Origin of the sequence: Leucobacter salsicius M1-8 (genome assembly GCF_000350525.1) — a bacterium.
Lineage (GTDB): Bacteria > Actinomycetota > Actinomycetes > Actinomycetales > Microbacteriaceae > Leucobacter > Leucobacter salsicius.
In genome coordinates this window covers 73,095-85,971 of the sequence record NZ_AOCN01000010.1, presented here as the reverse complement: position 1 = coordinate 85,971, position 12,877 = coordinate 73,095, and the positions used below count along the sequence as shown (strand labels likewise).

The 12,877-nt window shown below is 65.7% G+C and carries 11 protein-coding genes; 9 read left to right on the top strand and 2 right to left on the bottom strand.

Translation table 11 applies throughout. The features are described 5' to 3' along the window. Positions 1 to 12: 12 nt before the first annotated feature. A complete protein-coding gene (locus tag C795_RS0103385) occupies positions 13 to 1,242 on the bottom strand; it encodes a flavin monoamine oxidase family protein (protein WP_017792350.1) in 1,230 nt (409 codons plus the stop codon). 308 nt (positions 1,243 to 1,550) lie between these two features. Between C795_RS0103385 and C795_RS0103380 the strand changes: the two genes are divergently transcribed. Genes C795_RS0103380 through C795_RS0103365 form a run of 4 tightly spaced genes read left to right on the top strand, consistent with a single transcriptional unit; the run spans position 1,551 to position 5,568 of the window. Beyond that, complete coding sequence (locus tag C795_RS0103380; protein WP_017792349.1) at positions 1,551 to 2,678, top strand: extracellular solute-binding protein; 1,128 nt, start codon at positions 1,551 to 1,553, stop codon at positions 2,676 to 2,678. A 3-nt stretch (positions 2,679 to 2,681) separates the two neighbouring features. Continuing rightward, positions 2,682 to 3,599, top strand: coding sequence for an ABC transporter permease (locus tag C795_RS0103375; protein WP_017792348.1), 918 nt, complete (start codon positions 2,682 to 2,684; stop codon positions 3,597 to 3,599). Further along, positions 3,596 to 4,381, top strand: coding sequence for an ABC transporter permease (locus C795_RS0103370; RefSeq protein ID WP_017792347.1), 786 nt, complete (start codon positions 3,596 to 3,598; stop codon positions 4,379 to 4,381). The genes C795_RS0103375 and C795_RS0103370 overlap by 4 nt, the downstream gene beginning before the upstream one ends. A gap of 5 nt (positions 4,382 to 4,386) precedes the next feature. After that, positions 4,387 to 5,568, top strand: coding sequence for an ABC transporter ATP-binding protein (locus tag C795_RS0103365; RefSeq protein ID WP_017792346.1), 1,182 nt, complete (start codon positions 4,387 to 4,389; stop codon positions 5,566 to 5,568). A gap of 114 nt (positions 5,569 to 5,682) precedes the next feature. On the opposite strand, the gene C795_RS0103360 is transcribed toward C795_RS0103365, so the two are convergent. Further along, positions 5,683 to 7,089: an MFS transporter gene (locus C795_RS0103360; RefSeq protein WP_017792345.1), complete on the bottom strand. Its 1,407-nt coding sequence runs from the start codon at positions 7,087 to 7,089 to the stop codon at positions 5,683 to 5,685. Positions 7,090 to 7,336: 247 nt separating this feature from the next. Between C795_RS0103360 and C795_RS0103355 the strand changes: the two genes are divergently transcribed. The 5 genes from C795_RS0103355 (at position 7,337) to C795_RS0103335 (ending at position 12,685) form a co-directional block, all read left to right on the top strand. Next, complete coding sequence (locus C795_RS0103355) at positions 7,337 to 7,921, top strand: helix-turn-helix domain-containing protein (protein WP_017792344.1); 585 nt, start codon at positions 7,337 to 7,339, stop codon at positions 7,919 to 7,921. A gap of 86 nt (positions 7,922 to 8,007) precedes the next feature. Continuing rightward, the gene (locus tag C795_RS0103350; protein ID WP_017792343.1) at positions 8,008 to 9,378 is read left to right on the top strand and encodes an NAD(P)/FAD-dependent oxidoreductase; all 1,371 of its coding nucleotides are present in this window, start codon (positions 8,008 to 8,010) and stop codon (positions 9,376 to 9,378) included. A 50-nt stretch (positions 9,379 to 9,428) separates the two neighbouring features. Beyond that, entirely contained in the window at positions 9,429 to 9,782 is a 354-nt protein-coding gene (locus tag C795_RS0103345) for a cupin domain-containing protein (protein ID WP_017792342.1), read from the top strand. Between the two features lie 8 nt (positions 9,783 to 9,790). Then, positions 9,791 to 10,948: an NAD(P)/FAD-dependent oxidoreductase gene (locus tag C795_RS0103340; protein WP_017792341.1), complete on the top strand. Its 1,158-nt coding sequence runs from the start codon at positions 9,791 to 9,793 to the stop codon at positions 10,946 to 10,948. A gap of 93 nt (positions 10,949 to 11,041) precedes the next feature. Continuing rightward, positions 11,042 to 12,685: an amidohydrolase gene (locus C795_RS0103335; protein WP_017792340.1), complete on the top strand. Its 1,644-nt coding sequence runs from the start codon at positions 11,042 to 11,044 to the stop codon at positions 12,683 to 12,685. The last annotated feature ends 192 nt before the right edge of the window (positions 12,686 to 12,877 follow it).

Sequence of the window (12,877 nt, the reverse complement as noted above, 5' to 3'; positions counted from 1 at the left end):
TGCTCATAAGCCTCATAATGACAGCAACGGACCGAGGGCGGAAGCCGCCCGGTAGCCCGAATCAACGGCCCCCGAGAGTGACTGCGCGAGACCGGTGTGTTCGCCCGCAATGGCGACGCGGCCTGCTGCCACCTCGAACGCGCTGGCATCGGCCGCCTCCCACGCCAGGCCGGGGGCCGAGTACGAGCCGCGCGCCCACGGGTCATCGGCCCAGGTCGTGAGGAGTGGATCGGCCGAGATCTCGAGCTCGGGGCGCATTTGCTTGAGCGCCGCGACCCAGCCTTCGGCGCCCTGGGCTGTGCCGAGGGCCTCGAGGGCGAACGGCCCACCCGCGAAACAAGAGAGGGCATTGATGCGGTGCTCGCCGTCAATCGACATGGATCGCCACGACCACCAGGTGTGATCGGGGTTCTGCAGCGCGATGTCGTCATCGACCTTCGCGAGGGGCACGCCGAGCTTTGCGGCGACCCCCATGAACCGGTGGTCGAGGGCGCGCTGCTGCCCGGGGGTCAGGTCAAAGCCCAGGTCGAGGCTCCTGAGCAAGGGGAGGGGCACCGAGAGAACCGCGGCATCGGCGTCAACGGTTGAACCGTCCGAGAGTGTTACCTGCACGCCGGTCGCCGACTGGTCGATTCCGGTGATGGGATGCTCGAGGCGCACGCGGTCGCCGAGACGCCGGGCGATCTCGATAGACAGCGCCTGATTGCCTCCCACGAACCGGCCGCCATCTTCGACGTACCCGCCGGCCGTCGACGACTCGTGCAGCAGCACGGCCTCGGCGCTCACCAACGACGGATCGGAAGCAGCCGAGGTAGTCGTGCGACGGTAGACGGGGTCGAGCCGGTAGTCGGCACCGAGGGCCGTCTCGAATGCGCGCTCGAGCGACACGTTGCGCTCGCCGTCGGCGATCATATCGGCGAGTGTCTGCTTGACGCGCTCGCTCGTCTCGCCGAGCTCAGAGAACGAGATGACGCGACCGTTAACCGTGCGTCGGCCGTAGCGCACTCCGTGCGTGAGAATCGGGACCCCGACCTCGGCGGCGAGCTTACGGATCGGAAACTCGGTCGGAAACACGTATTCCCCACCACGTTCAGTCCACTCGCCGCCGGGCAGCTGAGTCGACCAGGTGCGGCCGCCCACGCGGTCGCGGGCCTCGAGCACGGTACACCGGTGACCGGCCTTCGTGAGCTCCCATGCAGCCGTGAGGCCAGCCAACCCGGCACCAATGACGACGATATCCATACGTGTTCCTCCTTGAACAGCTCCAGCGTTGGATCTATCGTAGGAGCGAGCTCGCTGTTTGAACGCCATCTGGGCGCCTGGTTGTACGTTTGTCGGCTGATTCCTTATGTTTGTACAACCGCCCATCGGGCCGACGTACGAAGCTATGAAACTCGGCGCGGGCGGTAACAAACCGGTCTCGGAGTAGGGCATACAGGCCCAGGACGCTGCTAGTTTCAATGTCACCCACCACGACTTCACCCTCGAGCCTGACGCTCGAATGCGAAGCAAAGCTGGGATTCTCGAATCACGATGAAGTGAGGCTATTGATGTTGAAACTGAAATCAAGCGGGGCCCGTCGCGGCACCGCGATAGTTGCCGGGGCGGCGGCGCTTGCGCTGACGCTCATGGGCTGCAGCGGTGGTGCGAGCGATGAGCCGGCACCCGAGCGTGACCTCGGCACCCCGGTCGCCGGCGAGGTAAAGGCTGGCGCGTTTGACGGCGTGACGCTCACGTTCGCCGGCTCAGGCGGTATCTTCCAGGACGGTCAGACTGAGGCGCTGTGGGATCCCTTCGCGAAGGCAGCGGGCGCCACGTTCAACCAGGACGCGTTCGACGCGGGCAAGCTCAAGGCCATGGTCGACGCGGGCAACGTGAGCTGGGACATCGTCAACACGACCCAGTTCGACACGGCGCGCGGTTGTGGCACCCTCTTCGAGGAGTACGACTACTCGCAGATCGACACCTCGAAGATCCCCGAGGGCACGATCACCGACAAGTGCATGGTGCCCCAGATTCTGTACGGCTTGGTCGTGGCGTACAACACCGACGCGTTCGGTGACAACCCGCCCACGAGCGCGGCCGACTTCTTCGACACCAAGAAGTTCCCCGGCAAGCGCACCGTGAGCCAGTCGACCTACGTCGATCCTCAGACGGTTGAGTTCGCGCTTACTGCCCAGGGCAAGGACGTGAAGAACCTGAAGCCCGAGGACATCGAGGGCGCGTTCGACATGTACAAGGATCTGGGCGACGACGTGATCGGCTGGACGACGGGCGCGCAGGCGCAGCAGCAGCTCGAGGCAGGCGAGGCCGTCATGGGTCTCGTGTGGTCAGGCCGCGGCTACGGCGCTGCCGCAGCTGGCGCACCGGTGGCTCCCATGTGGGACCAGTGGATGATCATGGTCGACTCGAACGGCATCCCCAAGGGTGTGAAGGACAAGCAGGCCGCAATGGCTGCCGTGAACTTCTCACTCGGCGCTGAGCAGCAGGCGAAGATGACCGAGCTCACCTCGTACGGTGGGGTCAACGTCGACGCGAAGCCCAAGCTGGACGAGACGCTCGCGACGTGGATGACGACCGACAACCTCGAGACGGGCATCGCGCCCAACGTCGATTTCTGGGTCGAGAACTACGACGCACTCTCCGCGGCCTGGGCCGGATGGGCGACGGGCAGCTAATCAATGACCGATAACACCGTCACCGGGGGCATCGCTGCTGGAAATGCAGCGGCCCCCGGTGCGGGCGACGGCACGGCCCGCAGGAGACTCCCCAGAAACTGGCGCACGCTCCTGCTCCTCGTACCTGCGTTCGTCATTGTCTCCCTGTTCTTCCTCGCCCCGCTGATCGACGTCTTCATTCGCTCGATCACCGACCCCGAGCCCGGCGTACAGAACTACGTCTGGCTCTTCACCACCGACGCCAACATCGCTGTGGTGACCCGCACCTTCAGCACGGCGTTCATCGTAACGTTCTCGTGCTTGTTGCTGGCATACCCGTACGCCTACCTCATGACGATCGTGGGGGACCGGGCGCGCAACGCGCTGCAGCTGTTCATCATGATGCCGCTGTGGACCTCGATCCTCGTGCGCACCCTCGCCTGGATGGTGCTGCTGCAGGACACCGGCCCCATCAACGGTCTGCTCGCGGCTTGGTTCGGCATCGGCCCGATCCCGCTCATTCGCACCACCTTTGGTGTCGCCCTCGGTATGAGTCAGGTGCTGCTGCCTTTCATGGTGTTGCCGCTCTACTCTTCAATGTCGAAGATCGACAAGCGACTGCTTCCCGCCGCTGCGAACCTCGGCGCCGGCCCCATCACCCGCTTCTTTACGGTGTACCTGCCGCTGTCGCGGCCCGGCATCTTCTCGGGCGGCGTGACGGTCTTCATTCTTGCTCTCGGTTTCTACATCATTCCCGCTCTGCTGGGTTCGTCGAAGGAAACCATGATCTCGGCCCTGATTCAGCAGCAGATCAGCGTGTTCCTCATGTGGGGCCAGGGCACAGCCCTCGGCATCTTCCTGCTGGTGTGCACGATTCTGATCCTGGTCGTCGTGTCAAGGTTTAACAAGAACGGCAGCCTATTCCCGGGGGTGGATAAGTGACCACGAAACGCCTGCTCACGGCCTTCGCCGTGCTCATCATCCTGTGGCTCATTGTGCCGACCCTGGTCATCGTGCCCATGTCGTTCAATGACGCCCCCTCGTTCAACTTTCCGCCCAAGGGCTTCTCGACCCAGTGGTACGAGAACTTCTTCACGGATCCCAACTGGCTCAAGGCGCTGTTCTCGTCGTTGCAGGTGGCCGTGCTCACGATGGTCGTCGCGACCGCCGTCGGCGTGCTCGCCTCGCTCGGCCTGTCGAAGGTGAAATTTCGCGGTAAGGGACTGCTTGAGGGCTACTTCCTACTACCGCTGATTGTGCCCGGCATTGTGCTCGCGGTCGGCCTCTACTCGCTGTTTCTGCGCCTCGATCTGCTGGGCACGCTGCCCGGCTTCGTGCTCGCCCACACCATCGTGTCGATGCCGCTCGTGATCACGAACGTCATGGCCTCGCTGCAGGGACTCGACCCGCGACTGGAACAGGCCTCGGCCAGCCTGGGCGCTGGTAAAGTGCGCACGTTCTTCAGCGTCACCCTGCCGCTTATCGCGCCGGGTGTGACGGCAGGCGCCCTGTTTGCCTTCGTCACCTCGTTTGACGAGGTCATCCTTTCGCTGTTCATTCAGAGCCCGAGCCTGCAGACGCTGCCGGTGAAAATCTTCAACAGCGTCACCCAAACCAATGACCCGACGGTGGCGGCCGTTGCTGTCATCACGATGCTCACCTCGGTGATCGTGATGCTCGTCGCCCAGTTCGCCACACGCAAGAGAAAGCGACCGGTAGCGTGAACGCAATGACTCACAACGAGATCCCGGTGCCCGCGGGGCACGAGCAGGAGCTGCGCGCGGAGGGCCTCAACACGACGGCCATCCACGCGATCGGTGAGGCTGGGATCAGCCTCAACCAGGTCACGAAGCGCTACGGCGACAAGGCCGTGGTCGACGAGATCGACCTCACCATCGAACCCGGCGAGTTCATGACCTTCCTGGGCCCTTCCGGATCCGGCAAGACCACCACCCTCAACATGATTGCCGGCTTCACGCAGGTGACTGAGGGCATGCTGCACATCTACGGCAAGCCCGTGGCCAAGCTGCCACCGCACAAGCGCGACATCGGCATGGTGTTTCAGAACTACGCCCTGTTCCCGCACAAGACGGTGGCCGAGAACATCGCCTACCCGCTACAGCGTCGCAAGCTGAGCAAGTCCGAGCAGGCCAAGAAAGTCAAGGGCGCGCTCGACATGGTGCGCATGGGCGACTTTGGCGATCGCTTCCCATCGGAGCTTTCGGGCGGCCAGCAGCAGCGCGTCGCGCTGGCTCGCGCCCTCGTGTACGAACCCCGCGTGCTACTCATGGATGAGCCGCTCGGTGCGCTCGACAAGAAGCTGCGCGAGTGGCTGCAGAATGAGATCAAGCGTATTCACCGCGAGGTCGGGTCGACGTTTGTATACGTCACGCACGATCAAGAGGAGGCGCTGTCGATGTCAGACCGCATTGCGGTCTTCAACAACGGCAAGATCGAGCAGGTAGGCACGTCGGAGGATCTCTACGAGGCGCCGCAGACCCTGTTCGTGGGTCGATTCCTCGGCGAATCGACGGTGCTGCTCGGCAAGGGTACGCCGGTCGGCGAGCGCCACACCGAGATTGATGTCGCGGGGCACCGCGTGCTGGCCGACGGGCAGAGCGCGCACGAGGATCTGGCGATCCTGATCCGGCCCGAGAATCTGCGCCTCGAGCTCGCGGGCACCGCTGCCGTGGAGGGGCAGAACTCGATCCCAGTGACGATTCTCGACGTCACCTACCTGGGGGCCTCGCGCCGGTACACCGTGCGGCTGCCCGATGGCACGGAGGGCGCGGTGCGCCTCGGCCAGGAGGCGCGCATTCACAACCGCGGCGACGAGGTCGCGATGGTCTGGGAAGTGCCCTCGGGTGTCTTGCTCATCGACACGGGTGAGGCGGGGGAGTCGGCGACCTAGCCGCGCCCGACGCCATGAACGCGAGAAACCCCGCACGCAGCTTGAGAGCTTGCGTGCGGGGTTTCTTCGTGGTGTGACGCCGGATCGCGCTATTGCGCGGTGCTGGGGCGTCGACTACGCATCCATGTCGACGTCCTTGGTCTCGGGCGTAAGGATCAGCGAGACCAGCGTCAGCACTGCGGCGCCCGTGAGGTAGAGGCCCACGTAGACGGGGCTGCCGTCGGCGAGGCCCCAGAGCCACACCGCGATGATCGGTGCGAGGGCGGCACCCAGAATCGACGACACGTTATAGGCGACGGCCGAGCCCGTGTAGCGCACGTTCGTGGGGAACATCTCGGGCAGGAACGCGCCCATGGGGCCGAACGTGAGGCCCATGAGCGTGAAGCCGAGCGCGAGGAAGAACATGACGAGCGTCGTGCCGCCGCCGAGCATCGGCACGAACAGGAATCCGAAGGCCGCGATCGCGACCGTCACCCAGATGAGCGTCTTGCGGCGGCCGAAGCGGTCGGCCAACGGGCCCGAGACGAGCGTGAAGATCGCAAAGAAGACGACGCCGAAGACGAGCATCAGAATGAAGTCGTTGTACGAGTAGCCGAGGCCGGGCACGTAGGCTGCGGCATCGAACTCGACGCCGGCGGCATTGGCGACCTTCTCAGCCGCGACCAGGCCGGGGCGGGTGCCGAAGGTAAGCGTGTACGACGTCATCAGGTAGAACAACACGTAGGTCGCGAGCATCGCGAACGTGCCGAGGATGAGCGCGCGCCAGTGATCCTTGAACGCGACGGCGAGGGGAAGCTTGGTGACCTTGCCGGTCTCCTTGGCGCGCTCGAACGAGCTCGACTCGACGAGCTTGAGGCGCACCCACAGGCCAACGATGACCATGACGGCCGAGAACAGGAACGGAATGCGCCAGCCCCAGCTCAGGAACGCCTCGGAGGCGATGCCGGGCGTCTCGGGGTCCGCGAGTGCGACATTGATGCCGTAGAACAACATGTTCGCGATGATGAAGCCGATGGGGGCGCCGAGCTGCGGGAACGTGCCGTACCAGGCGCGCTTGCCCTTGGGAGCGTTCTCGGTGGCGACGAGGGCCGCACCCGACCACTCACCGCCGATTGCGAAGCCCTGTACGAGGCGCATGACGAGCAGCAGCACCGCGGCCCACGGGCCGATTTGAGCGTGCGTGGGCAGCACACCAATGAGGAATGTCGCGATGCCCATGGTCATGAGCGAGGCCACAAGCGTGGTCTTGCGGCCGAGCCGGTCACCGAGGTGACCGAAGAAAATAGCACCGATGGGGCGGGCGAGCATGGCCGCGCCGAAGGTAGCAAACGAGGCGAGGAGCGCCGTGGTCTCGTTGCCGGTCGGGAAGAACAGGTGCGGAAACACGAGCACCGCTGCCGTCGCGTAGACGTAGAAGTCGTAGAACTCGATCGTCGTGCCGACGAGGCTCGCGAGGACGACGCGGGCCGGCGAATTGCGCGGGGTCGAGGAGGTCGCCGAAGTGGCGGTGGGAGAACTCAAGAGAAACTTTCGGGGTTGGTGAGTGCGCCAGCCCCGCAACTTCGGTGTGGTGAGATGGCTTGCGCCAGAGAAAACGTGGTTCCTTGTGGGAGTCCGAGAGCTAGCCTAGCTTGCGCAGGGCGTAGCCGAGGATTGCGCAAGAATTGCAGCCAATGTACGGTAAGGATAAGAATACTGAACACGCTGTTCAGTGAGCGGTTTTGTATCGGGCTACATGGCGTAGTGCGATCTGGTTCAAGGAGGAACAGTGAACCCGCCAACTCAGCCGACCGGGGCAGACCTGGGTAGCCGCGTTGCCGCCTTCCGTGAACTGCGCGGCATGAGCCTCCGGGCCGTCGCCGCTGCGGCGGGCGTGAGCTCAAGCTTTCTGAGCCAGCTTGAGAACGGACATACCAATGCCAGCGTCTCGTCGCTGCGCAAGGTCGCCGCGGCCCTGGGAGTTTCCCCCGCGCAATTGCTCGACGATAGCGCCGTCCACACCCGCGGAGTGCTGCGGGCTGCGGACCGCCCCCAACTGAACCTCGAGGGCGCCGACAAGTATGTGATCGCCCAGCCGCCGCTCGGCAACCTCGAGGTGTACGCCGGACGCTTCGGGGTGGGCGGGTCGACCGGCCAAGAGCAGTACTCCCACGGCCGATCTCAGGAAATCCTCGTGGTCACAGCGGGGGAGGTCGTGCTCGAGCTCGATGACGAACGCTTCGAGCTCAAGGTCGACGACTCCATCGAATTCTTGAGTTCCGTGCCACACCGCGTGGTCAATGAATCAGACGCTCCCGCGTCTGTGCTCTGGATCAACAGCCCGCCGACGCCCGACGCAGCAGTTCACGGCTAGAGGCACACGCCCAACCGCAGTAACCACAACTTCCGTTACAAGCAGCACCCGCAAGACTCTCCGCAACCACAGCAAAGGAATCAACGATGATCAACGGCAACGTCTCACACTGGTGGCAGCAGATCGGTGCGCCGAAGCCCCGCCCCGAGCTGCCGGGCAACCTCACGGCAGACGTCGCCATCGTCGGCGCCGGGTACACCGGCCTGTGGACGGCTTACTACCTGAAGCAGGCGAAGCCTGAGCTGCGCGTCGTGGTCATTGAGCAAAAGCACGTCGGTTACGGCGCCTCGGGGCGCAACGGCGGCTGGCTGACGGCCGCCGTCACCGGAGGTCGGGCCCAGTACGAGCCCACGCACGGGCGCGACGCCGCAGAGCGCTTTCAGCGGGCCATGAATGAGACGGTCGAAGAGGTCATTCGCGTCGCCGGTGTCGAGGGCATTGATGCCGACATCAAGAAGGGTGGCGAGTTCAACGTCGCCTACACCCCCGCCCAGGAGTCGCGTATTCGGGCCTTCGCAGCCGAAGAACAGACCTGGAAGTACGCAGACCTCGAGCTGCTCGAAGCGGACGAAGCGAAGGCCAAGATCAACGTGGCGGGCACCCGCGCCGCGGTGTGGCACCCGCATGCCGCACGCATTCAGCCCGCCAAGCTCGCAGCCGGACTCGCCGAAGCGTGTGAGCGCCTGGGCGTCGAAATCTACGAGCGCACCCGCGTCGTCGAGATCGCGCCCCACCGCGTCATCACCACCCATGGCACCGTTTCAGCCGAGTTCATCGTGCGCGCCACTGAAGGCTTTACTGCCAACCTCAAGGGCCTGCACCGGCTATGGCTGCCTATGAACTCGTCGCTCATCGCAACCGAGCCCCTCGCGCCCGAGGTATGGGACGAGCTGAACTGGAACAAGGGCGAGGTGCTCGGCGACTTCGCTCACGTGTACATGTACGCGCAGCGCACCGCCGACGATCGCATCGCGATCGGTGGCCGCGGCGTGCCCTACAAGTATGGTTCGAAAACCGACACTGACGGTCAAACCTCCGAAGCCACAGCTCAAACTCTAAAAGAGATCATGAACCGATTCTTCCCAGCCACCCGCGGGGCCGCGATCGACCACGTCTGGTCGGGAGTCCTGGGCGTCCCGCGTGACTGGGCCGCGACCGTGGGGCTTGACCGTGAGACGGGGATCGCCTGGGGTGGCGGCTATGTAGGCACCGGTGTCACCTCGACGAACCTGGCCGGCCGCACCATCACCGACCTGATCCTCGGTAACGACACCGAGATTGCGAGCCTGCCCTGGGTCAACCACCGTGTGCGCAAGTGGGAGCCTGAGCCGCTGCGCTGGATCGCCACCAAGGGCCTCTACGCGGCATATGGCATCGCAGACCGCACCGAGTTGGCCGGCCGCCAGAAGACGTCGCCCATCGCGCACATCGCCGACATCGTGACCGGCCGCAACTAAGCGGCACTCGGTACCAGGCGCCACATCACACCCCCTCAAAAGGAGAACCAATGACGATCATCCGCACCTACGCCGCGCACAACACCGCCGACGTGTCCCTTCCGCCCCACGCCGCCAAACCCACCGCCACGACGGAAGGCATGACCGAGTCGGGTCAGTCCGTCTGGGCCAACGACCGCATCGACACCGGCCTCTGGGAATGCAACGCTGGCAGCTTCACCGCCACGCGTGAGGGGTACAGCGAGATCTGCACGATCCTCTCGGGCCGAGTAACCCTTGAGGTTGAAGGGCTCGAAAACGAGGTGTTCGGCCCCGGTGACATCATGGTGATGCCGTCGGGTTGGAAGGGTATCTGGCACGTCACTGAGCCACTGCGCAAGCACTACACCACCATTCAGGACTAGGCCGCACCATGCACAAGCCCAGGGTGATCGTCGTGGGCGCGGGAGCTTGGGGGCTCCCCGCCGCGCTCGAGCTGCAGGATCGCGGCTGGCAGGTCACGCTCATCGAGCGCTTCGAGCCGGGTGGCCCCTTCGCCTCGAACGGCGGCAGCTCGCGCCTGTGGCGCCTCGCTGACACGCAGGTCTGGCGCGCTCGGGCGATGGCCGAAACTCTCGCGGCCATGGAGCGCCTCGGCGACCGCCTGGGCGCTCCGATCCACAGCACCACGGGGCTCGTGTGGCGCGACGATCAATCGCTGCCCGCGGTCGCTGAGGCGCTCGCGTCGATCGGCCAACCGGTCGAGCATATCGATCCGGATCGCGTGGGCGAGGTCTTCGCCGGGCTGCGGCCCGACGGGCGTCCCGCCCTCTGGGTGGCGCAGGGCGGAGTCGTGCACGCCGATCGGTTGCTCGGTGGTGCGCTTGCCGCGTTCACCGCGGCCGGGGGTGAGTACCTACCGGCGACGCGGGTGACGGCCATTGATCCGGATCCTGCCGCGCCGCGAGTCACCCTCGCGAGCGGCGAGACTCGTGAGGCTGATCAGATTCTCATGGCCGCGGGGCCCGGCACCCGGGAGCTGCTGCCAGGCCTCGACATCGACCTCCCACTCACGCCCTACATCGAGCAGGTCGTGCACCTGGGAGGCCCCGGCGGCCCGGCGCTTCCCGGGCTCGTGGACTGCCCAATCGGGGACACCCCGGGCATTTACGCGATGCCCGATGGCGACCGCGGTTACAAGGTCGGGCTCGATCAGCCGCTGCGGGCGCTCGCGGGCGGCACGCTCGGTGACGACCTCGACCGAGCCGCATGGCCCGAACGCACCGAAATCATTCGGGCGCGAGTGGCCCGTGACCTGACCGCGGTCGAGCCGCGCGTGCGCGCTACCCAGGTGTGCACCTGGACCGACTCGGGCGATGGCGACTTCATCGTGGGCCGCGTGCACCCGGGCGTCACGCTGGCCTGCGGGGATTCGGGCGAGGGATTCAAATACGCAGCCTTCATGGGGCAATACCTCGCAGACCTTGTCGAGGGCGGCGCGGGCGATCCCGAATATCAATTGCGCTGGAACCCCGATAGATTTCGAGGACAGGCCGCACGCGAAGGTTTCAGCGCCATTGGTCGGCACTGAAATGTAAGTGTGCGGTGCGAAGAAGCACCCTGGCGCAGCTGCCGAGTGTGACCCCGAGATTCATTACCCACGTCCTACCCCGAGGAGCAATCAATGACCACCTCAGATTCGATTGGCGGTTCGCTCGCCATCGTCGGCGCAAAGTTGCGCAGCAACGCTCACCTCGGTCGGGAGTGCGACGCTACCGCGCTGCTCGTTGAGGATGGGCGGATCGTGCTCATCGGCTCCGACAGCGACGTGCGCGGGCGTGCCGTCGCCGCGGGCATCGAGGTGCGTGACGTGGCGGGTGCGACAGTCACCCCCGGGCTGTTTGACTCGCACACCCACCCGCAGTGGGCTGCCGAGATCACCGCGGGCATCGACCTCTCGGGCCTGTCCACGATCGAGCAGCTGCGCGAGGCGCTCGCCGCAGAGCACGCGCGCCTGCCCGAGGGGGCCTGGCTGCGTGGCTGGAACCTCGAGTATGAGGCCTTCGAAGAGACGGGCATGCGTGGCGACCTGCTCGCGGATGCGGCACCCGGTCGACCGGTCGCTTTGATCTGCTACGACCTCCACACGGCGCTCGCGACCGCCCCCGCGCTCGAAATCGCAGGCATTGTCGGCGCGCGCGAGTTCGACGACGCGAGTGAGATCGTGGTCGACGAGAACGGCCAGCCCACGGGTCAGCTGCGGGAGCCGACCGCCTACAACCTGCTCTTTGACGCCGCCCCCGTTCGCACGCACGACGAGCAGCGCGACGCTCTGCGTGACATGCTGCGCTCACTCGCGGCGGCCGGTCTCACGGGCGGCGCGATCATGGACGGCAAGCCCGGCACCGCCGAGCTGCTCGCCGAACTCGAGGAACGCGGCGAGCTCGACCAGCGGCTCACGGTGCACCGGTGGCACGCCGTCGGTGACACCGACGAGGACGTTGCCGCGATCATCGCGGCGAAGGGCGAGCGCGGGCGCCTGTGGCAGGGCGGCGCGATCAAGCTGTTCAGCGATGGTGTGATCGACACGGGCACCGCCTGGCTGCACGAGACCGACACGTGCGGCGACGGTTCCGTGGCGTTCTGGCCGTCGTGGGAGCGTTACGGCGAGGTCGTGCGGGCCTACCACGAGGCTGGCCTGCTGATCGCGACGCACGCGGTGGGCGACTTCGCGGTGAGTCGCGTGCTCGACGTTTACGCCACGCTGCCCGAGCGCCCGGGGCTGCCCGCACACTCGATCGAGCACCTCGAGGTACTTTCGGACGCCGACCTCGAGCAGCTGCGCACCTTTGGAGGGCCGTCATCGAGCCGGGTCACGGCATCGATGCAGCCGCTGCACATGCAGTGGCGCGAGGCCGACGAGAGCGACAACTGGGCCAAGCGTCTCGGCGCTCGCGCCGCCACCGGGTACCGGGTGCGCGACGTCATCGACGCGGGCGTCACCGTGACCCTCGGCTCGGACTGGCCGGTCGCGCAGTACGATCCGCGCCTCGGCATGGCCTGGGCGCGCGGGCGGCACACGCCCGGAGACGCCACCGCTCACGTGTTCGAGCCGGATCAGTGCCTCACCGCCGAGGAGGCGCTCTTCGCTTACACGCTGTGGCCGGCGCTGGCGCGCGGATTCTCAGACCGTGGCGTGCTCGAGGTCGGTGCGGTGGCTGACCTCACCGTGTGGGGCTCCGACCCGGTAGATGCTTCGGTGGACGAGCTCCCCGAGATCCCGTTCACGCTGACAGTCGTCGACGGCCGGGTGGTGCACGAGCTGTAGGCGATTGGGTCGGCGGGGCGGGGTCTCGGTCTTCGCTGCCCTCCGACCGAAACCCTGCCCCGCCGCTCTTCCCTCGTCATTCTGCGGCGACGGAGCCGAACGCAGAATCCATGGAAATAACAAATGTGCGGGGAAGAATCCGTTTTAGACCGACGCTAAAACGGATTCTTCCCCGCACATTTCAATCCACTT